The 22,307-nt window shown below is 41.9% G+C and carries 18 protein-coding genes; 4 read left to right on the forward strand and 14 right to left on the reverse strand.

Annotated elements, in window-relative coordinates:
• Positions 1–46 precede the first annotated feature (46 nt).
• The 5 genes from JWR61_RS23005 to JWR61_RS23025 all read right to left on the reverse strand — a co-directional run bounded on the left by JWR61_RS23005 (position 47) and on the right by JWR61_RS23025 (position 6,516).
• Positions 47–1,567, reverse strand: coding sequence for a serine hydrolase (locus JWR61_RS23005; protein WP_301930052.1), 1,521 nt, complete (start codon positions 1,565–1,567; stop codon positions 47–49).
• Positions 1,568–1,624: 57 nt separating this feature from the next.
• Complete coding sequence (locus JWR61_RS23010) at positions 1,625–2,359, reverse strand: hypothetical protein (RefSeq protein ID WP_301930053.1); 735 nt, start codon at positions 2,357–2,359, stop codon at positions 1,625–1,627.
• A 270-nt stretch (positions 2,360–2,629) separates the two neighbouring features.
• A complete protein-coding gene (locus JWR61_RS23015; RefSeq protein WP_301930054.1) occupies positions 2,630–4,300 on the reverse strand; it encodes an amidohydrolase family protein in 1,671 nt (556 codons plus the stop codon).
• A gap of 224 nt (positions 4,301–4,524) precedes the next feature.
• Positions 4,525–5,007: an isoprenylcysteine carboxylmethyltransferase family protein gene (locus tag JWR61_RS23020; RefSeq protein WP_301930055.1), complete on the reverse strand. Its 483-nt coding sequence runs from the start codon at positions 5,005–5,007 to the stop codon at positions 4,525–4,527.
• Positions 5,008–5,166: 159 nt separating this feature from the next.
• Positions 5,167–6,516 (reverse strand): vanadium-dependent haloperoxidase, encoded by a 1,350-nt coding sequence (locus JWR61_RS23025; RefSeq protein ID WP_301930056.1) that lies wholly within the window; start codon positions 6,514–6,516, stop codon positions 5,167–5,169.
• A 266-nt stretch (positions 6,517–6,782) separates the two neighbouring features.
• On the opposite strand from JWR61_RS23025, the gene JWR61_RS23030 reads away from it, so the two are divergent.
• Positions 6,783–7,907 carry a sensor histidine kinase gene (locus JWR61_RS23030; protein WP_301930057.1) on the forward strand — a complete coding sequence of 375 codons (1,125 nt, stop codon included), beginning with the start codon at positions 6,783–6,785 and terminating at the stop codon, positions 7,905–7,907.
• A complete protein-coding gene (locus JWR61_RS23035) occupies positions 7,908–8,627 on the forward strand; it encodes a LytTR family DNA-binding domain-containing protein (protein WP_301930058.1) in 720 nt (239 codons plus the stop codon). It begins immediately after the preceding gene.
• A gap of 249 nt (positions 8,628–8,876) precedes the next feature.
• Here the strand turns inward: JWR61_RS23035 and JWR61_RS23040 are convergent, their stop codons facing one another.
• The 4 genes from JWR61_RS23040 to JWR61_RS23055 all read right to left on the reverse strand — a co-directional run bounded on the left by JWR61_RS23040 (position 8,877) and on the right by JWR61_RS23055 (position 12,583).
• Positions 8,877–9,314 (reverse strand): DoxX family membrane protein, encoded by a 438-nt coding sequence (locus tag JWR61_RS23040; RefSeq protein ID WP_301930059.1) that lies wholly within the window; start codon positions 9,312–9,314, stop codon positions 8,877–8,879.
• Positions 9,315–9,333: 19 nt separating this feature from the next.
• Entirely contained in the window at positions 9,334–9,693 is a 360-nt protein-coding gene (locus JWR61_RS23045) for a cupin domain-containing protein (RefSeq protein WP_290337274.1), read from the reverse strand.
• A gap of 95 nt (positions 9,694–9,788) precedes the next feature.
• The gene (locus JWR61_RS23050; protein ID WP_301930060.1) at positions 9,789–10,520 is read right to left on the reverse strand and encodes an AraC family transcriptional regulator; all 732 of its coding nucleotides are present in this window, start codon (positions 10,518–10,520) and stop codon (positions 9,789–9,791) included.
• A gap of 176 nt (positions 10,521–10,696) precedes the next feature.
• Positions 10,697–12,583 carry a gamma-glutamyltransferase family protein gene (locus tag JWR61_RS23055; protein WP_301930061.1) on the reverse strand — a complete coding sequence of 629 codons (1,887 nt, stop codon included), beginning with the start codon at positions 12,581–12,583 and terminating at the stop codon, positions 10,697–10,699.
• 374 nt (positions 12,584–12,957) lie between these two features.
• Between JWR61_RS23055 and JWR61_RS23060 the strand changes: the two genes are divergently transcribed.
• Positions 12,958–15,255 carry a hypothetical protein gene (locus JWR61_RS23060; protein WP_301930062.1) on the forward strand — a complete coding sequence of 766 codons (2,298 nt, stop codon included), beginning with the start codon at positions 12,958–12,960 and terminating at the stop codon, positions 15,253–15,255.
• Between the two features lie 29 nt (positions 15,256–15,284).
• On the opposite strand, the gene JWR61_RS23065 is transcribed toward JWR61_RS23060, so the two are convergent.
• From JWR61_RS23065 to JWR61_RS23075, 3 genes are all read right to left on the reverse strand, one after another.
• Positions 15,285–15,695 (reverse strand): hypothetical protein, encoded by a 411-nt coding sequence (locus tag JWR61_RS23065; RefSeq protein WP_301930063.1) that lies wholly within the window; start codon positions 15,693–15,695, stop codon positions 15,285–15,287.
• A 436-nt stretch (positions 15,696–16,131) separates the two neighbouring features.
• A complete protein-coding gene (locus JWR61_RS23070; protein ID WP_301930064.1) occupies positions 16,132–16,479 on the reverse strand; it encodes a hypothetical protein in 348 nt (115 codons plus the stop codon).
• Between the two features lie 276 nt (positions 16,480–16,755).
• Complete coding sequence (locus JWR61_RS23075; RefSeq protein ID WP_301930065.1) at positions 16,756–18,396, reverse strand: glycoside hydrolase; 1,641 nt, start codon at positions 18,394–18,396, stop codon at positions 16,756–16,758.
• A 438-nt stretch (positions 18,397–18,834) separates the two neighbouring features.
• Here JWR61_RS23075 and JWR61_RS23080 point away from each other — a divergent pair, with 438 nt between their 5' ends.
• Positions 18,835–19,485, forward strand: coding sequence for a YdcF family protein (locus JWR61_RS23080; RefSeq protein ID WP_301930066.1), 651 nt, complete (start codon positions 18,835–18,837; stop codon positions 19,483–19,485).
• A gap of 35 nt (positions 19,486–19,520) precedes the next feature.
• Here the strand turns inward: JWR61_RS23080 and JWR61_RS23085 are convergent, their stop codons facing one another.
• Entirely contained in the window at positions 19,521–20,210 is a 690-nt protein-coding gene (locus tag JWR61_RS23085; RefSeq protein WP_301930067.1) for a VOC family protein, read from the reverse strand.
• A 29-nt stretch (positions 20,211–20,239) separates the two neighbouring features.
• The gene (cls, locus tag JWR61_RS23090; RefSeq protein WP_301930068.1) at positions 20,240–21,697 is read right to left on the reverse strand and encodes a cardiolipin synthase; all 1,458 of its coding nucleotides are present in this window, start codon (positions 21,695–21,697) and stop codon (positions 20,240–20,242) included.
• Positions 21,698–22,307: the final 610 nt, after the last annotated feature.

Genomic DNA, 22,307 nt, shown 5'->3' on the forward strand with positions numbered 1-22,307 from the left:
TAGCTTCTCAGACCCGACAAAAATTGTATTTAATAAAAATTGTCATTTACTTTTTCTGTTTGGTATAGACCATTCCATCCATATTAAAAGCGCTGACTTCCCCGGCATCATTCAATGTAAAAGTCATCCATGATTTGCCGAACCACCACTGCGGATCTGGCTGGCAGAGAAATGTATTGTAATGCCAGTGGGTTAAATGCATATTAATATTGTTGGCAAACTTCAGCAACAGGGAATCGCGGTTATTTACAATTTCTGCATCGCCGTATAATTCATTGCTGTATTTACCAGCGTATGCTTTTATTGCAAGCGATGGAACTGTGCCCAAGACACGCTTTGCTTCGAATTCGCTTTCGGCCTTTTTTGCATCAGCATGCAGCCCTTTGTAAAGATTATAAAAGTCAGGGCTCCAGTCGTTTTTATCGTTGTTAAAAACCCAGTAATCCATTGCCTTATACATGAGGGCATGCCTGATTTCCGTGTGATCCATATTGCTGAAAAGATATACGCCAAAATGCGCGTCATTGATAAGCCCGCAAATCGCCACTGCCCCATCCAGGCTACCAGTATGAAAGTTGACCATTTTACCCTGGTAATCTTCCTGGAACCAGCCGAGCCCGTAAGTAGTCCAGTGCGGTTTGGTAAGGCGGGCCGTTGGATAGAAATCATTATCTGAAAAGGAAGTTGGTGCAAACAAAGCTGCGTAAGTATCGGGTTTCAGCAAGGCTTTACCGTTCAATTTTGTGCTGTCTAATATAAACACCAGCCATTTACCAATATCATCCGCACTTGACCACACCCCACCGGCTGCATCAATACCTTTTGGTTCTTCAAATACAATCGGCCTTACAACAGAATCTCCTACCAGGTAATGCGGTTGTATATGGGATGGCTCCTGCAAACTGAGGCTATAATTTGGATAGGTATGCGTCATACCAATTGGTGTAAACAAACGTTCCCTGATAAAATCATCGTAGGTTTTTCCGGACACTTTATGGATTACTTCGCCAGCCACTACATACATGAGGTTTTGATAAATGAAAGAAGACCGCATGGAATAAGCAGGCTTCATGAGCCGCATTTTATTTATAATGGTATCAACCGGTGTGCCTGTAACCCACAGCCAGTCTGCATTACCGAGGCCTGCATTGTGCGAAAATAAATCCCGGATGGTTACTTCTGCATTGGCATAATTGTCATAGAGTTTGAAGGCGGGATATATTTCACTTACTTTATCCGTCCATTTTATTTTGCCTTCATCTACCAGCATGCCCATACAAACTGCCGTCATAGCCTTTGTGGTAGAAGCACAGATGGATAAAGTGGAAGTTGTAAATGGCTGCGGTTTACCAACCTCTGTAACGCCATAGGCTTTTTTAAAAACAACTTTACCATCCTTTACAACAGCAATGGAAAGGCCAGGGGTTTTCCATAAGGCCATCGATTGCTGAATGTATTTATCAAAGCCGGCGGAAGGATCGCCATTCATTTTTATTGATTTTTTTTGAGCGGTCAGCTGCAGGCAAACGAGTGCCAGCAGTGTAAAGACAAACAGGAATTTTCTCATGAACGGTTGTTTTAAGCAATATAGCAGTTATAGACTGTAATTAGGAAGCGATTAAACTTATCTTATTATCTCAGGTATCAACAGTTTTTTGTTTTTAAAATCCAGTATGATAAATTTAAAGCGTTTAAAAAACTGCAGGCCAACCAGGCTTTCTTCATTATTTTCCGCTGCCAATACCGAAGTTACAAACCTGTTATCACCAATTTTAATTGTATCAACTGTGGCGAATGCGGTTACATGCTGACTGTCGGATGCGGTAGTCAATTTTGCATCACTTAAAACGTAGACGTTCTTTTTGCCAATAGCTTTATAGTCCTTAGGAGGAAGCATCATTCCCTGATTAAAACCTAAATCAATAGACATTCGCTTTGTGAGGCCATTTGAAAACTTAACATTTAACGTTACTGAGTTTTCCCGAAAAGCCGCCTGTAACGGTTCGCAACCGGCGGCGTCCGGCAGTGAATCAAAAGATGAAGTAAAGGTGAGTTCGTCTTTAGAAAAATTAATCTCCCAGATTCCCTTGTTCATCAGTTCGCTGCCTAATACACCATCGAAGTCCGAAGGGGTGGCTTCATCTTTCATTACATAAAACGGACATTGCTCAAATATAACATTGCCAAAAATCAAGGTATTGCAAATACCTACCGGACCGGTCGCAGGTCGTCCGCTTGCAGTTTGCGTGTTAAAATGAAAGTCAGTTTTTGTTAACAGCGAAGGATGAGATTCAGTCACTGATTTCTTTATCCAGGACGGGGAAAAATTGTCAACTAATAAAACATGGCGCTTTTTCATTGGTCCCCAATAAGTGTTAACCAGGATACCTTGTTGCGCAGTTAAAAAGAGCGTAGAAAATTTGAAATTGCCTGGCTGGACTTGAATAGCTGAGTATGGGTTTCGGTTGCATGAACAAGCCATTGCCATTATTAATAGAATGCAAAAGCCAATCACCTGTATTTTTTGATTGTAATACTGCATCAATGCCTGGTTTTACTTTTGCCTTATTTATATCCCTTACACAACGCCACGAATTGCCGTTAAAGCCTCCAGATATAATTATCAAAACTATTTCTTGCTGTAACCCGGGCCCTTTACAAATTGACCTGGAGTGGCATTCGTTGGGTCTCCGTCTTTTAAAATCAATTTTCCGTTTACCAAAACGTCTATCATTCCGGTAGCGAATTGTTGCGGCTTATCATAGGTGGCCAGGTCATTTACTTTAGCCGGATCGAAGATGATGATATCTGCATAATTGCCCACTTTCAGTTCGCCACGTTTTTTTATTTTTAATGTTTCAATGGGCAGCTTTGCCAGCTGGTAAATGGCTTGTTGTAAAGTGAGCACTTTTTCATCGCGGGAATAATGGCCCAATACTCTTGCAAAATTTCCATACGCTCTTGGATGCGGCTGCGATTTCAGGAACACGCCTTCGGGAGCATAGGAACCTTCATCAGATCCGAAGCTTACCCATGGCAATGCCACCTGCTTTTTTACATTATCTTCTGTCATTAAAAAATAAGCCACGCCTACCCGTGTGCTGTCGCTGATGATGAGGTCCATGGCAGTTGCTTCCGGAGACTTGCCCTGCAGCTTTGCCACTTCGGCCAATGTTTTTCCGGTATATTTTTTTAGCGAATCCTGTTTAAAGGAAAGCAGCAATACATGGTCTGCTCCACCGCACCCATAATACAAATTTTCCCAGCCGGCTGCGTTGGTGTTCATGGCTGCGGCCATTTGTTTTCTTATAGCAACATCATGCAGGCGCTCCCATAATTTGCCAAAGCCTCCGTCCTGCAAAGTAGGTGGAAAGGAAGATGTTAATCCGGTTGCACCCGCAAGGTAAGTGTACATGTCAGCGCTTATCTGCAAGCCGTTTGCTCTTGCATCGTTTACCATTTTAATCACGCTGTCCATTTTATTCCAGTTGTTTTTACCAGCCGCTTTCAGGTGATAAATATGTACGGGTATATTGGCTTCCTTACCAATGGTGATAATTTCGTTGACTGCTTCCACCAACCGGTTGCCTTCGCTGCGCATGTGGCTTGAATAAGTGCCGCCATACTTAGCCGCCTCTTTCGATAAGGCAATCAGTTCATCCGTTTTGGCAAAAAAGTCCGGCGGATAAATCAATGCATTGGTAACGCCCAATGCTCCTTCTTCCATTGCCTGGCGAACCAGCATTTTCATACTGTCGAGCTGTTGTGCTGTGGGTGCAACATTGCCTTCTCCAATTATATTTTGTCTTACAGTGCCTGTTCCAACGAAAGAGGAAATGTTTACGGCAATCCCTTTTTTCTCCAGTGTGTTCATGTATTCTCCAAGCGTGTTCCAGCTTACAGTGTATTTAACATCCCCCTGCCCCTCCTGTGCCTGCCTTTTCATGGTTGCATTCAGCGGGGCAAAACTAGATTCGCCAAATACTTCCATCGTTACGCCCTGTTTTACATCGCTCAATGCACGGCTGTCCTGGAAAAGGGATTCCTCCGAATGCCCCATCATATTGCTGAAGCCCGGCGCTACTGCCATTCCTTTTGCATCTCTTTCTTCGCTGGCTTTGCTTTTACTTAAATCACCCATGGCCGCGATGGTATCGGCATTAACAGCAATATCGCCTTTATAGGGAGCCCCCCCATTGCCATCATAGATCATGGCGTTGCGGATGATGGTGTCGTACTTCGTTGTATTGGTGCAGGCATGCAGAAAAGGAATCATTAATAACAGCAGGTATTTTTTCATGTACTTGTTTTGATGATTAAATATAAGTATTAGCGCTTAGATATAATATATGAAAACTGTCCATTATTGGAACAAGCTTTTACGCTGATGGGCAATCTGCTTCTTTCGACTGGTTGATTACAAGCGGGAGCGTAATTCACATCCTGCAGTCGTTTACTGGTATGCAATGTACCCCGTTAATAAACGGGCCCGGCCGGAGATCCTGCAGGTAAAGAATCAAGCTGTCATAACCACCTTCTGACATTTCTTTTATAGTCTTTATATTCCTCACCAAATTCAAGTTCCAGATATTTCTCTTCACGTTTGATTATGTATTCCTGAACAATGATAAAAAGTAACGGAAAGAGAATCAAATTCCACCAGTTTCCTATCAGGCAGGTAATTCCAAAGTACAAAATAGCGAGTCCTGTATACATTGGGTTTCTTGAAATTTTATAGATCCCGGTTATCTGGAGAGATGTAGCAGGCTTAATCAGCACCAGTGTGTTTTTTGTCAGAAAAAATTGCCTCAAACTTCTTACTAAAAAATACAAGGCGGCCATTAAAAAAAATACGCCTGTACCTTTTAATGCTGTAAGGTTAAACAATGCATTATTAATCGGAATTATTTTTTGTATGCGTACAGCAGCTATAAAAGTTAAAACATACAATAATGGCGGTGGGATATAAACGCCCGGCCCTTTCAATTTATTCATTGTACTGTTCATAGTAAATGTATTTGCTTAAAGATACTGTATTGCAATGATGTTAACGTTGAGCCGTAGAAGACGCAGGCTTCAGGCTGAAGAGTTTTTACCCGCAACTGAAGCCGCCTATAATAAAACGGCGGCCCAAACGGGCCGCCGTTTGTTAAAAGCATAAAGATTTTAATTTTCCTTCAGATAATTTTCGAAAACATATTTACCAACTTTATAGCCCTGGTCAACGCCCTTTAGGCATGCATTGCGGAAATGATAACCCACATACACCCTTGACAAGGCATTTTCCATAGCCGATTGGGAAAATCCTGTCAGCGTTCTCGTAACACCCGGCAGAGAACTGCTTGTTTGTGTATAGCTGATATTATCTGTGCCAAAATATTGCATCAGGATTGCTGCCCCCGCGCCACCATTTACAGCGTGATTGGAAGGATAATCCGGCACAGGAGGTGTGGGAGGTGCCAGCACATTCCACGTAGCATCACCCGTAGTATTGGCATTGCCATCTGTATCACCCAAATGTACCGCGGTAATTGGCCGCCAGAAGTTATAATAAAATTTGGCATTTAAACACGCGATATTTGCATCAGCTTCCGCCAGTTGAAGCAGTGCCAGTAGCCTAGCACTTTTCCAGGGATCCAGTTTGTACTTTTCAATCATTGCCCGGGCAATGCGGTTAAAGTGTAACGGGGCATTTTCAAGATAAAAAATAGCAATCTCTGTTTGATCTGCAGTTCTTGTACTGCCGGCAGCTGCACCTAAACTTTTTATGTCATTATAATCTGCAGTGTATTCAGCGCTGTTAATTGCGTAAGGCGGAACGGGCCGGAACTGCGAGCCGCTTGTTAAGCAAAACGGTGTAATATTACCCCATCCCGGTACCGCAACAAACCCATTGAAGGGAGGGCCATCAAAAGGAGGCGTGGCCCTGTATTGACCAGGCAAGGTTCCCTCTATGTAAGGAAATTGTACAACATTAACTCCGTCATTCATACGCAAATTCAATATTGCTTTTGCTGCAGCTTTCCCCAAACCAATGCCCCTTGTTTTTGAATCGCCATCGGTAACGGATGCAAGAGATGCTATTAGCAGGTTGTCTGCAAATGGCTGTTGCGGAGGTAACATGGCAGCTATTACATCGTGTGCTGCCTGGGCAACCGCTGCGTTTGCATCGGCATCCTTGTCTCTTGAATCCTTCAATGCATAGGTTTGATACCTTGGTACAATATTATTCAGTGCATCGTGTATAGCCACATTGATCATGGCGTAAATCCTGGCTTCAGGCATCGGTGGAAGTGGGCCGCTGCCGGTAAAAGGCGCCATATTAGCAATGGCCTGCGTACCTGCTTCGTTCCATTTTAAAACCATGGTTGAACTAATTGTTCCATAAGCATGGCCATCTGACCTGGCAGAAGTTTCACCTGCCAGTTTTTTTGAATTAAGTGCATTTTCAGGCTGCTTTTGGCATGACAGGAAAATAATGGCTGAAAGCAGCAGAAGATTTAATAGCTTCTTCATGATGTAGTTTTTTAAATGTGAATGATTGAGATGATACAACGATGGCGGTTCTTCTATGGGAGCGAAAGCACAACAATTTTAGTTTGAATAATTAATTTAAAAAAGCAAAAATGCCAGACAACGAAATTGGCCTATACACAACGGTACCATTGACGCTAATGTCGTTTGTTGGCTAAAATTGTCGTTCATCTTTTAATGAACACTTTTTTACTGACTTCATTAAAATGTGGTTGAAATGTTCCTTCAAAAAAAAGTAACTTTCGGTTGTGAATGGAAAAAGCAATTTCATCAAACGATTTATTTTTGAAAGCAAATTTTCGCTGCCCAGGCATATTGTCTTCTGGTTAGTGAGTTACATTTTTCTCGTAGGAATGGGTTCACAAGACTCGCCTTATAAAGAACTTTTCCGCACGGGACTTATTTATCTTCCGTTCAATATCCTGTATGCCTATGTAGTGATTTATTGTTTCGTGCCATGGTTTTTAATAAAAGAAAAATATGTTGCTTTTCTGCTGGCCTATTTAGCCTGGATGATGATAGGCGTTCTTATAAATTTCGGGATCAGGTATTTTATTCTTTTGCCTTTGCGGGTGCCGCCGGAAATGCTGGATAAAGTGAGGGCTGACTCCTCCCAGGTATTTCGCATTGCCGGCTTTTTGCTGATGAATATGATGGCGATGTTTGCATTGCCGATAAAGCTGTTTAAGCAATGGGTAATCAAGCAGGAAATGGCATCCCGCCTGGAAAAAGAAAAAATAAATGCAGAGTTGCAATTACTGAAAGCGCAACTGCACCCGCATTTTTTATTCAACACACTAAATAACCTTTATTTGCTGGTACGTGAAAAATCAGAAAAAGCACCAAAGATGTTGCTACGTCTATCGGGCTTATTAAGTTATGTTTTGTATGAATGCAAGGTGGATGAAGTACTGTTGTCAAAAGAAATCAGCGTGATGAAAGATTATGTTGCACTGGAACAGGAACGATATGGAGACCGCCTGGATATTTCGTTGAATTTCTCAGGCGACATCGAAGGCAAGACGATTGTGCCACTCCTTTTTCAGCCTTTTATTGAAAATGCATTCAAGCATGGAACATCGGAGCAATTGGGAAAAGTATGGATGAGCATCGATTTATCTGTTCAAAAAAATCAATTGTATTTTAAGCTTATCAATAGTTTTGATAATAATAATAACGGTAGTCAGAAAGATGACCGCATCGGTATCAATAATGTCAGAAAACGGCTGGAGCTTCTTTATCCGAAGAAATTTGAATTACAGCATGGCACTGAGGAAGATGTTTATATCGTATCGATGAGCATTGAATTGCAAAGCTCGCCGCTGGCAAAAAATTTCATTGAAGAAAATAGTAGCATACTAAATCATGCATAAATGAATATTCATTGTTTGATAGTAGATGATGAGCCGCTGGCGGTAAGGCTGGTAAGCTCTTATATTCAACAAGTGCCGGGGCTTGAAATCGCTGCTGCCTGCAACAGCGCCATTGATGCCTTCAAAATTTTACAGGAACAGAAGATAGACCTCATTTTTTTGGATATTAAAATGCCAAAGCTGATTGGCACAGATTTTCTGCGAAGCATTCCTAACCCTCCGAAAATAATTTTCATTACGGCATACCGTGATTATGCATTCGACGGTTATGAACTTGGTATAGTTGATTATCTTTTAAAACCTGTTTCTTTCGCACGCTTTATGAAAGCAGTTGCAAAAGCGGTCAAACTCATTTCTATTGATGGTAATTTGTCTTCTTCCAGCGTTGAGTACAAAGGCAACCAGGCTTCCTTTGTGTATTTCAAGATAGACAAAGAAATGTGTAAAGTGTTGCTGCATGAAATTCTTTTTATCGAGAGCAATAAGGAATATGTTAAACTGTATCTCGAAAATGGCAAATCGCTTGTTGTGAAACAAAGCATCGGTTCGCTGGAGAAATTGCTTTCACCGCACCGGTTTCTGAGAGTGCATCGTTCATTTATTGCTACGATTGAAAAAATATCATCGTTCAATTCAACGCATGTATCAATCAGCGATCATAAAATACCGATTGGACGATTGTATAAAAACCACGTGGAAGAAGTTTTGAGGGTTGGATAGCCTAAACACACATTGCTCATTTTAAAAATCATTATCCATCCAGGCACCTGTTGTACCTGGATAACACAATGGCCCGGGGAAATTTCAAGCCTGGGGATTTTAGCCCCGGCTGCCTTAGGAAATTTCGAACCGGTTGAATGCATTTTTTTCGGAACCCATTCTTTTTCGTTCATAAAATAATTTTATCAAAAACTGCCATTGCTTCGCAAATAGCGGTGCAGCCCTGTTTAAGTTTGTTCGTTCCTTCCTTCATATTTTGTTTCTGTTGATTTTTGATAATTTTTCATCAATACTCCAACGATAACAGGGCATTGTTGTCAATAAAAATGCACCAGCACAAACGGCGAACACGGAATAATCCAGTGGTTCTTTTACGCCAAAAGAAACGGACATTGCCAGCGCAAAGAAAAGGGTGAGTACAGTTGCACCTAAAGCTGCCAGTTTTGTTTTATATCCCACCAGCAATGTAATTGCTATCAGCGTTTCCAGTACAGTGCTTGTAAATGCTAAAGATGGAATAACACTTTTTGGTGCAAAAGAATTTACCTCGGCAGTATAGGTTAAAAAATTCTTCCAACCAGATGAACGGCTGCCCCACAATGAAAGTCTGCTTGCCACGGCAGATAAAAAGCCGGCTGCCAATGCAAGTCTTAGCAACAGCGACGCAATTGCCTGATGTTTTTTCATAAATGCTTTGTTTAAAGTTTTACTTCTCTATAATTTCCACTTCTTCGGGTACAATAAAAATCATCTCACAGCCGCTATCTGTTTTTACAAAATGTTTAAAACCCGGTGGAGTATAGAGGTAATCACCGGCATTCAGTAAAGTATTATTTACCAAACAACTTCCTTTGGTTACAAATATTTCTTCACCACCAGGGTGGTTATGATATGGATATTTTGCGCCAGGCTCAAATTTCAACAGAATGCTGGGTGGCCGTTGCTGCTGCTCATCAAAGCGAAGTATTTTTACGAAAATTCCGGTTGTGTCAACACCTTCTTCCTGCAAAGGTGTCCAGTTCATTTTGCCCGTGCTGGCAACATAGTTTTGCATGTCAGTATTCATAATAATTGTGGTTTAACTGATTAATAGTTACAACACAAAAATACTTTTGCCGCGTGGACTGAACCATAGACAATGTTGAGAAAAGCATGTAAGATTTAAAGCGAATAACTGCTTTGATAGGACTTTGGGGAAATCCTGGTGTGTTTCTTAAAAAATTTTGAGAAGTAAAATGGGTCGCTAAACCCGAGTTTATAAGCAACTTGCTTTACTGATAAATCGTTATAGGTGAGCAGCCTTTTTGCTTCCGAGGCGATGAGACCGTAGATAACATTTTGGGCTGTTTTACCTGCGTGTAGTTTCGCCAGTTCATTCAATTTTATTTCCGTAGTGCCCAACATTTTTGCAAATTCGGCAAGTGTATAGTTCTGCTCAAAATTATCTCTTACCGCTTCTAAAAACTTCAGGAATAACGCATCGGGTTTCCAGATTTCATCTCCCCTTTTTACTTTGGCCCTGTTAATTTCAACTAATATTAATTCAATCCTGGAATGAACAGAAATGAGGTATTGATAAGGCTGTTTTTCTAATTCCCCGGTAATACAGTTTAGTTCACTTTCAATGATCTTTTTGTCTGCGGCTATCACTTCATTCATTGCAAAATGACAAAACAGTCCATTGTGAAAAATCAGTTCAATATCATTATCATTTTTACAAAAAAAGTCTAATGTAAATTCAAGCACAAAGCCTTTTGCTTTAGTTGTTTTTTTTATACTGTGAATTTGCCCGGACGTAACTGTGATTACTTCACCTGTGGTTAATTTAAATTCTTTTTCATCAACAGTTATACTCACATTACCCGCAGTACAATAAACCAAGACATATTTCATGATACGCCTTGGTTTACTCAGCTCAGCTGCTTTTTCTAACGCTGTTATTGCAATCATTTGGTTTCGTTAAAGTAATCTCAATTATGGTACAGCAGGCTCAACTTCTTTCCATTTTCCATTGCTACTCTTTTACCCCACACGTTTTGCCACTGCAGTACCTTCTTCTGGGGTACGTCTTACCACCCGATTCCGTAATCTTCCCCATTATTGGAAGAGCCGCCCCAGAAGGAACCGTGTTTCCAGTCGAACCAGATCGCATTGATAGGCCCGCTTGATCTGTCTTCGAATGACAAGGTGTAGCCCATCCTTTTTAATTCGGTTTGTACAGCTTCGGGTGTACGGTTGTTTAATAATAAACTGCCGGGCCTGGGTTTGCGGTCATCTGTTTTTGTACCACCAAGCGAAAGCCATAGCTGATTGGAATTGATATTAGCCGCCTCGCAGGCTTGCTGCACCGTCATACCAAACTCTGCCATGTTTAAAAAGAATTGCAGCAGGTTTTGATCCTGGGTGTCGCCGCCCTGCACAGCAAAACTTGCATAGGGTTTTCCTTCTTTCATAGCCAGAGAAGGCGTTAGGGTAACCCGTGGCCTTTTACCAGGCGCTACTACGTTAAAAGGATTGAGCACAGAATCAAGTACAAAACTCTGCATCCGCTGGCTCATGCCTACCCCTGTGTGCCCTGCAATGCAGGCAGGCAACCAGCCGCCTGAAGGGGTAATGGAAACAACCCATCCGTCTTTATCTGCGGCTTCCACCGATGTAGTGCCACGCCATAAACGATCCATGTAAGCTGTATCCGGCATAGTGAACGCGTTTTCCCGTACATCATGCCGCGGAACAAAATTTCTTTTGCTGGTGTCGGGCGTATATCCTCTTTGTTGTAATAAATTGATGTACGGATTTATTTTTCCTTCAAAAGGATATGGGTTGCCGGGTCCGATGGTACTATCATTTTTATCCCAGTCAATTAAACCAGCCCGTTGTTTGGCATACGCTTTACTTAATAAGCCTTTCATGGGCTGGTTAGTGGCAAAGCGGGGATCTCCATAATAAAAATCACGGTCAGCAAAGGTGAGGCTCATGGCCTGGTACAACGTATGAATATATTTAGCGCTGTTATACCCCATCGCTTTCAGGTCAAAATTTTCCAGCACATTCAATGCCTGCAACATAACAGGTCCCTGCGTCCATTGCTGCAATTTATATACTTCAATGCCTTTGTAATTAACATGGGTTGGTTCTTCTTCTACGGGCTTCCATCTTGCTAAATCTTCCATCGTTATTAAGCCGCCCTGTTCCTGGCAACCCCGTACAAATTCTTTGGCGATATCACCTTTATAAAAACGATCATAAGCCGCCATAATCGCATCTTTGCGATATTTTCCTTTTTTCAATGCCTCCTGTTCGGCTGCTATCATTTTCGTCAGCGTCTGCAATAAATCTTTTTGTACAAAAATTTCACCCGCTTCCGGAGCTTCCCTTTTTTCGCCCAAATGCGGAAAGAAAACGGCTTTGCTGTACGGCCATTCTTTCAACATTGCTTTATTACGCTCCATACTATTGGCCGTTTGTGCTTCTATGGGGTAACCAGCAGCGAGTTCCATAGCGGGCGCCAATACTTCTTTCAAACTCATGGTGCCGTATTGGGATAACATGTAGCATAGGCCACCAATGGTACCGGGCGTTGTAGCTGCCAGCGCGCCATATTCAGGAGGAAAATTATATCCCTTGCTTTTAAAAAATTCAACCGTTGCGCCTGTGGGTGCCACGCCCATTGCATTAATAGCAATTACTTTTTTTGTTTTTGGATTATAAATCAATGCCTGGGTTTCGCCTCCCCAGCTCAATACATCCCACATGGTACAAGTAGCAGCCAGCATGGCACAGGCAGCATCCACGGCATTACCGCCTCTTTGAAATATAATAGCCCCCGCGGTTGCTGCCAACGGCTTGCCGGTAACGGCCATCCAGTTTTTTCCATGCAAAGGCGGCTTCTGTGTAGATTGTGCGGTAACTACCACAGATAAACAAATGGTAAATAAAAGAAATGGCAGTTTCATGTGTGTTGTATTTAATGTACTAAAGATAAAGTTTATAATGGCCACACGAATAACGCTGATTGACCTACTGTATAAAGAAGCAATTTTTCCCGGCATTTAATGAAACATTCCCTGGAGTTTTTTTGCTTGCATTAGCCAAAAGAAAAAGCAATGCAATTAAAGAAAGAATCCGCATGGTATTGTAATTAACATGTGATGTTGGTTTCTTCTATCCTGGTATGCTTAAATTTTTCAGCGCTGTTGTGATAATTTAATCAGGTATCCTGAAGATATACAAATTTGTCTTTTCATACAAATGGATATCAAAGTCAGGCCTCAATTGTATACTTTTATGACTTGTTTGATAACGAGCTTACCAGTACCGCAATAAAAATATGTATCAGAAATTGGCCCATCATCTCAAAGAAATTGTCTTGCTGCTTCTTATATCAGCCTGTTTGTTGGTAACAACAATGTATGCACAAACCAACCTTGCAACGGATTATTTTAAAATCAGTATTAACAGCAAAGGGTTTATTACCAGTATGAAAAATAGTACGGTACAACCTAACCGGGAGTTTGGTATTCCCGGCAAACCATCTCCCTTGCTGTGCCTGCATAACAGCCGCAAAAAAATCTATTACGAACCACAAAAAGCATCTTTTTCACGAGCCAACACAATGCTTTTTTTAAAGTACATCAACGGCTCCGTGGCTAAACTTAAAATAGAAACAAAAGCAAAGTATTTTACATTCACCCTGCTATCACTTAGCAACCGCAGCGGCATTGATGATGTGCAGTGGGGATCGTATTACACCAATATTACCAACCTTTTTGGTGAAGTGATTGGAGTAGCAAGGGATACCAGCGATGCAGGTAATTATGCCATTGGCGTTTTATCCCTTAACGATCAAACTACAGGCGGTAAATCAACCAACGTGGGTGATTGTGCACCCTTTCAATATGTAATTCACAGCCCTGATAAAAAGCGGTTTCCCCTGCCGGCGAATTTGCATGAAGGACAGGTATTTTCAATTGGCGGCGACGGAATAAGTGATGTAGCTTTTTACTCACACCCTGAACCGTATTACAGAATTTTGTACGGCAATTCAGCAGAAGTAAATGAACAGGGGCAGATTTCAATCGCATATCATGCGGCTGACAGAACAAAGGGCAAAACAATTTTATTCTCCTTAATTCCGCAATTGCCCACCAATTCCCCCAATCACATTGAAGTAGAACCGTTGCCTGGTGTAGATTTCATTGGCTCATCCATAGCCCTGTGGGGTTGTGCGGATAGTATCGCATTACTATCAGTGATTAAAAGCATTGTTCAGTCAGAAGGGTTACCCTGGCTTACAGTTAATGGTAAATGGATAAAAGATCCTGCGGCTTATGTGCCTGATGTTGCGAGTTATGGGAATAATTACGACAGTATCATTTCTTATACCCAACAACTGGGGTTTAAGGCGATCCAGTTGGAGGATTTGCCCATGTTTGGTGCAGACAGAAACAACAATGGATATATCGACGGTACCACCTTTCAAAATAAACCGCTTGTGTTCACGTCTGGTAACCAATCTCACAAAGAATTTACGGACAGCTCCAACCGGATAGGTATATGGGCAGGGAGGCATACCATCATGACCTCATTAAGACGCGGCACAAAAGATGTTAGCCCGATTCCATCTGATAACCTCTGCTACCAGTTTAAAAAAGTGCTGGTTAACAAACTCTCTTCAAGTGATACTGTAATTGAAGTTGCAAACCCGGCTTACCTGGAGGAAACCGGAAGCTGGGAAGGGCATGAAAAAAGTTTGAACATCCTGAAAATTGGAAAGGAACTGATCTATTATGCAGGTGTTACAAAAACCAATCCTTATATACTGCAACATGTTACCCGGGGTTACTGGGGCACAACACCAGCAAACCATCAGCAAGGCGACACGATATATAAACTGCAGGTGACCATTGGGTATGGATACGATGGCTTGATACCAGGCATGCAGTTGCAGGATTCTATTGCCGCTTATTATGCGGATATGAGCAACATTAACGGCCTCTATTTTCATGATTGGGATGGGCAGGAATTTTTGTTTAACCAGGGACATGGATATTACTCGGTTAAAAGGTTTCACCGGAAATTATTTGAAAAAGCAGCCGCTTATCACCTGCCTGATTTACGCATAACAGGCGCTACACTTTCCGAAGGTTCATGGCATTATCAAAGCGTTTGGAATGTTGGCGGAGGAACCAATATGTACGACCTGGTATCGCGGAAATGGGGAAGCACCACATCGGAAGGAAAAGACCTGCGGGATGTTGCCTATGCGAATTATTTTCCGGCAAGTTTTGGTATCAATTTCGGTTTGGATTCTTCATCTACCGTTGCAAACTATAACCATATTGAAGCCATTGCTATTGGCTCTGGTGCAACCTACCAGATACCACTTTCAAAATTATTAGTGGAAGCCTGTACCAGTAAATATGCCATATTCAGCACCATCAAAATTTGGGAGCAGGCAAGGGCTGCCAACGCTTTTTCCCGGACAGTAAAAAAGCAATTGGCCGATCCGGCAAGAAACTGGCAACTGGAACAAGTAGATAACAACCATTGGAAATTGTATTCAATCACTGATGACACACGCTCTTCTTTCATGCTGCTGACAAGGGATACTGCAGGAGGTTATTAATTTACAAAGCCATTGAAAAGCTTGCCTGATCAGCGGCTTGCAGGAACGTTTTCCTCCTTTTTAAAAGGATTGGGAATGCTTGTATGCATATTTAAATCTCCCGACGTTTGTTTCAACGTTGGCATATTGCTATGAAAATCTTTACCTGGCAAAAGACACGGCATATTATCTATTGGAAGCTTATATACCCCGGGGTAGTTATTGCCTGCAACAAAAACTACCTGTCCTGTCGTGTCTGATACAACTGCCTCACTGCTTTTTGAGGGCAACAGTTTCTCTGCGCCAAACAGCAATGTTTGGGGTGTTCCATCAATAAAATTGACCGAGGGGGAATTGTTCACCAACTTATCAGCGGGCTTTGCCGCGGTTTGTGCCATACAAATATTTGCCGTACAACAATGAATGAGTAATCCGAAAAATAACAATAGTCTTGTCTTCATAAATAGCGCATTTTAAAACGTAGCGTCAATGGAGTGCTGGTTTACACACCGTTTGATTAAGCAGTGTGTAGTGAAACTACAAAAAAATATCAAGAATAATATGCCTGTGTCATCCTTTTATGGTAATTCGTCTGGTGAAAAGCATTTTTAAATTTCTATAAGCAGATGATCTTGTAAGATTGCAGTGATAACTTTGCCGTTGGAGGAGTGTAATTCGCCAAAGATAAAAATGTACAGCTAACGAATAAGCTGCAAACCATCCTTTTCCTGAAGCAGAAGTGCCAGTGTAGATGTGCAACCGTGAAAGGCAGGCTTTTGACAACCCGGTACGTTGTAAAAAATAAATTTGCGAGCTGTATAGATGAGTTTATTTTTTCTGAGGCAGTCAAAGAATTTAGGATTAATATTAGTTATCTAAAAAATTATCATAAAGCTGTCAGGCAGTCATAAACCTGCACCCTAGTACAGCTGAAACCGCATCATCAAATGCGCAGAACCGTTCGTTTGTCAATGCCAGTATTTCATCCAGGTAGTTGGTTCCGGCATACTCGGCAGTGATTCTGTCAACGTAATCTTCTTTTGCCGCAGTGTACTGAATAATAAACCGTTTTTCGTTTTCTTTCCTATCGGGATAGCCTGCATCGCTGCTGTAAAATTCCATGAGTTTTGTAAAGTAGGAGAATACACCATCCAACACCCCGTTCTCCTTCTCTGTGTAGTACTCCTCTTCTGATTGGTTTGGTTTTAAAACCGGATTCAATCCCCTGTACACAATTTTCATCATGGCATAATTTTTTGGTTACTACAAAGCTATCAGGTATTCAGTAAACGTTATACGGTTATGACAAAGTTCATATCATAAACTGACGAAGATCAAAACACCAGCTGACTTAGCCGGCTGGTTCAATCGGTTGGAGATTTGTAACTTTCGTTAAGCTGCTTTATAGTAAAGACAACCACTTTTGAATACCCGGTGCTACTATCATCTGATCAGCTACTATTTCGACAGCGGCGGTTTACACCCTGCTGCTTTACCCGGTTTTGGATATGGTTGGTCCTTTTAGAAGTAATTTGCAGACAACGTGGTAACCGACTTTGCTTCGATGATAATATTATCTGCAGGCAATACAGACCTCGCAAGATTTTTAGCGCCGCTCGTTGTATACACATCAAAAGTATTGCCCGCAATATGAATGGAATTACCCAATCCATCCAGCGTAATTTTTTTGATGTCATTGCTCATATTGATAATTACTACCACGAGTTTTTTTGTACGCTCATCCTTATAGGCAGACACCATGAACGACGCCGCAGCAGTGGCATCATCGATTCCGGCAATACTGGCCGAAACTCTTTTCATACCGGGGCGAACAAACCTGGAAAAGTTACCCATACACCAAAGTTGTTTTGAATCCAGAACCAGGCCATCTGTCCTGCAACCATTCACGTTTATATTACCGGAAGGATCATTGATGTATACCAACCCGTCACTGTAATCGTAAGGATTTATTGCCAGCCACCAAGACCAGGAACTGACATTTGCAAAAACCAGATCGTGGTGAATTGTTTTGGCTACATATAAGCCGTAATCGATTGTTGTGTGCCTGGGAGAACCGCTGTACTTACCGCACACATCACCTAAAATACCAAACTCTGTTTGCCAGATGCCGAGCGAGGTATCTGTTGCGTTTCTTTTATTGTTTAAATCAATCCTGGTTGCAATCAAAATATTGTCGGGGCAGGTTGTAAAATAACTATGACCGGCTACTACTTTTTCCACCTGGGTCACGTTGGCAAGATAATTGGCAGAAGCCTTGTTAAACCAGTTGTAAAGCTGGTCGCCACGATCGCCTGCATAAGGATTTGTGATAAAATTTAACTGCGCCGCCTCCCCCAATATAATTTTAGTGCCGCTGCCGGCTGACTGCAACCCAGGGCCCAGTAATTTTGCCAGGTCAGCCATCTCTGTATTGGTTGCCGCACTTCCTTCCTGGCTGGCATTGGTCCCACCCCAGTTCCATTGCGGCTCATTAAAGGGGCTCAGGTAATCAAAATTAAAGTGGGCTGAAACAGTGCTTAAAAACCTGACATAGTCAGCTATCTTACCCGGTTGAATATTAAAGCTGTTACCACCACCGCCATGCGCCATGCCATCTCTTGTAAAATAAACGGGTGGAGAAACACTAAACGCATGAACATACTTTACTCCCATGCCTTTGGCCGCAGCTAAAAACCATTGAGCCCCTTCCTGCTTTGACCAATTGTAAGTACCATCCGCATTTAAGAAACACTCCTCTCTTCTCCACTCATCCGGTATACCGCTGGTGCCACCCTGTTCATAACTGCCAGCGCCAATATTAAAACGCCAAAGCGACAATCCGATTCCTTTAGGAGAGCCATCTGCCGCAGTATCCAAACTAAACAGGTAATCTGCAATTTTATTTTTTTTGTTTACGTCGCTCCACCTCCCAACGAATTTTGCAGTCCAGCTATCAGAAGCACCAAAACTATGAATGGTTTGTTTAACATCTGCCAGCTGAATGCTGATTGTTGTTTTTATATTGAGCAGGCAGGTATCAACACCATTGTATAAACAAGCACTTGCTGGCGGTGAACCCGGGGTCTTGTTACATCCGGCCAATAGTAATATAACAGCTGTTTGCCATAGCGGAAATCTTCTAACTAAATTTATTGTTTTCATTTTTAGTAATTGTTGTACAAGTTACCTGGCACTTTACCAATCAGCGCCGAATTTACTAATAACAGAAATGCTTTTCAATAAACATGCGCATAGCCCTGTCGTTGCGCACTAATCAGGCAACGACGTAAAACCTGCAATGCGTCGCGACTTTTGTTAAAGATGGGCAGCTATTAATAATTGTACCGCCGCAAGATAATCTTTTGCACCAATTGAGGTGCTCTTGGATACCTGCATGCTGGCAACTGGCATCGGATTGCGGTTTGATGACTGCTGATAGCATCACAGGCATGCCTTTTTGGAGGGAATTAATCTTGTCCCGTTGCAATCTCATCTGCAGTTAATAATTCAGCAGGCTGCCGAAGGCATCTTTATTTATGTAACTGTTAATATCTTTGACCTTCACATCACAACCTTTTTGATTTAAAATACTGACCATATATGCTCCCACCCGAAATAAATACACTGGCACAACAACTATGGAATTACCACCATATGCAGCACGACCTGGTAAAAGCGGATTGCATACTTGCGTTGGGTAGTCATGATTTAAGAGTAGCTGACAGGGCAGCAGAATTGTACCTGCAAGGCTGGGCTCCTTTGGTTATCATGTCTGGCGGACTGGGCAACCTTACGCAAAACATGTGGACAGAAAGTGAGGCCGACAAATTTGCAAGGATAGCAATAGAAAATGGTGTACCTGCTGACGCCATTTTGGTAGAAAACAAGTCAACCAATACCGGCGAAAACATTTTATTTACGCAACAGTTGCTGCAACAAAAAGGTCTTGACCTGCACAGTTTTATAGTGGTACAAAAGCCATATATGGAACGACGTTCTTATGCTACTTTTAAAAAACACTGGCCTGGTAAACACCTGCTGGTTACCTCGCCACAAATTGATTTGGTTGATTACCCTACAGATGATATCCCCATGGAAAGGGTAATTAATATTATGGTCGGCGACCTGCAACGCGTCCGCTTTTATCCCGGAAAGGGTTTCCAAATTTACCAGGATATTCCTGCTGATATTTGGGCTGCGTATGAACAGCTTATAGCGCTAGGTTTTGATAAGCATTTGATGAAGGACTAAGGTTTTGCATCCCTGGTAATACGAAAAAGGACAAATCAGTTTACAGTAATTTCTTTTTGCCGGCCAGGTATGTTCATGCTTATTTTTGTATAATACTTTCCCGCCGGTTGTTCCGTAGGGTACCAGGTTCTGTTGGTGGCTACAATTATCAGCAAGCCATGGTCATCACCGAGTGTGACAAATTGTGTTGTGCGGGAGCCTTTCTCAAATACAGGTATATCATTTTCTTTTGACAACGCATCTGCAAGTTGTAACGGGTCATCAGTTACGATCCCTATTTCACTGACTGATTGAATAGATGAACTGCTGAATGACCGGTCAGAATGATTGCTGAGATCATAACGGGCAATGAATTCCAGGATATTTCCGTTGTTGTCAAAAAAGTAAAATGCTTTTGCATTCCAGCTATCAAAATTGGCTACTAACTCATCACCCACAATTTTAATGAGGCCAAATTTTGAAGCCGCCCACGCAAGTGCCTCATTTAGTTTATTACAGGGAATATTAAATGCAAAATGATACTGCGGACTTAGTTGAGTTGATTTTATAAAAGTGAGCATTGTGTGACCGGCTACAAATGCAATTGAATTAGTATTTTCTTTTGCTGTTCTAAATCCTAAGATACCAGCATAAAACTTTTTCGTTGCGTCAAGGTCATCCGTTAGTATTTCGATTGCATTAATTACCATCTGGTTATTTACTGTGCGAATTAATTTCTGATTCAATATTAATTTCTGAAAAAAAGCTGGTTGTTTTATAACACCGGCGAAAACAAACGGCAGGCTCTTTCAGGAAGCACCCTGTACCATGGACGATTTACCCATGCTTCTTTATCTATTTTTACCGCATCCTCCAGGTCTTTGAAAAATACATTCCGCATGTCTGTAGCTACTTTTATGTCGTATATAATGGCATTAACTTCAAAGTTCAGTTCGAAGCTGCGGTGGTCCATATTGGCTGTACCTGCTACTGTCAGTCTTCCATCAGTCACCAATGTTTTAGCATGCACAAACCCTCTCTGGTACAGGTAAATTTCCACGCCTGCAATCAGCAGATCCGTATAATTGCTTTTGGATGCGGCATTTACTATCCTGGAATCTGCTTTGCCGGGCACCAGCAGTTTTACGGTCAATCCGCTGATAGCGGCTATTCTCAATGCTTCCAGCACACTGTCACCGGGGATAAAATACGGAGTGGTAATTAATATCTCTTCTTTGGCAAGATATATGGCCTGTAAAATCGAAAACAAGATAGCTGGCTGGCTGGAATCAGGCCCGCTGGCTGCAATCTGTACATAAGTTCCCCGGGCAGTTTCAACTGAACCGGTAAAATAATCCAATGTGGGTGTCAATGGCTGCGGGCAGCAGAAGTTCCAGTCGCACATAAAAAGATATTGCAGGTAGTTCACAGCAGGCCCGTCAATCCTGACATGTGTATCACGCCAAAACAACTTACCTGAAAATTGCGGGCCGCTTTTATTTACATATTTATCACTCACGTTGATACCTCCCACAAAACCAGTACTCCCGTCAATTACCACTATCTTCCGGTGATTGCGGTAGTTGATCCTGTTGGCTAAAAAGTAAAAATGTACTTTATGAAAAGGATGTATCTCCACCCCTGCCTTCCGCATCCGTTCCTCTGTTTTCTTTTTGATGGCGGGACTTCCAAAATCGTCATAAATAAACCTTACCTGTACACCCTCCTCCGCTTTTTGAATCAGCAGGTTCACCAGGGCGGTGCCTGTTTCATCATATTCGTAAATGTAGTACTCCACATGCACATGATGCTTCGCTTCTCGGATGGCTTGCATCAAAACGGGAAACTTTTGCTCTCCGTTTATCAGTAATTGAATGCGATTATTACTTGTAAGCGGACTGCCGGGATCTTTGATGAGCATAGCGGCCAGTTCTGTATACTCCGCAGCGTTTTTATCAACCTTCCCTGTTGATGTTTCATCAAAATCCGGGATGGTGCTTTTGAGTTGTTCAAGTAACCTCGCAGCTTGCTCCTTTTTTGTATTGTATTTTTTTATCCGCCAGTAATTGATTCCGAACGTGAGGTAAAAAGCAATACCAACCACCGGTATAAAAAAACAGAAAAGTAAATAAGCCAGCGTTTTATTGGTACTGTGAGTTTCAAAAATAATACGCAGGCAAACGGCGATCAGCACAACCAGGTATATTCCCGCGACAACTATTGTCCAGTTCATTCAATTAATTTTAAAGCAGATTTGATGAGTACCGTTCCAATACTAAAAAACAACAACCAAAGTATGACCACATCAGTGAGGCTGATATCAAATGTACTCCATCTTCGATGTTCAACATCAAATAATAGACATGTAAATTTTTAAGTAGGTATACGAGGGATGACTGCTACTCCCTTTTATGGCTTTGGTTGCCGCAGGCAGCAAAACACACCCCATCTTCCTTTTTGCATGCCAGATTTACCTGCACTTCAATTTTATGCTTCTAAAATACCCGGAGAATTATCATTGCATTTCCCACTCATTCCTGCATACATCATTTGCCTTGCTTAAGACACAAATGCCGTTGCAAAAAAGAACTCACCATTTAAATAGTATAAATGACCACGTTTTTTTCCGGGGCGAGCTTCATAACACTCTACTTTGTTTCATTTTTGTCAAATTGAATAGTCCAGGCGCTTGTCCTTTCAACTGAATTTTACCAGCCGTAAGCACGGCTTTGTATTAACCCGTTGTAGCATCCCTTATTACAATTAATTCGCCGTCCGCATGTTAAAAAATCAGCGATCTGGTAAGAGATGGCTCATATCAGCAAGTTTTATGAATATAATAA

Source organism: Ferruginibacter sp., from assembly GCF_028288465.1.
Lineage (GTDB): Bacteria > Bacteroidota > Bacteroidia > Chitinophagales > Chitinophagaceae > Ferruginibacter.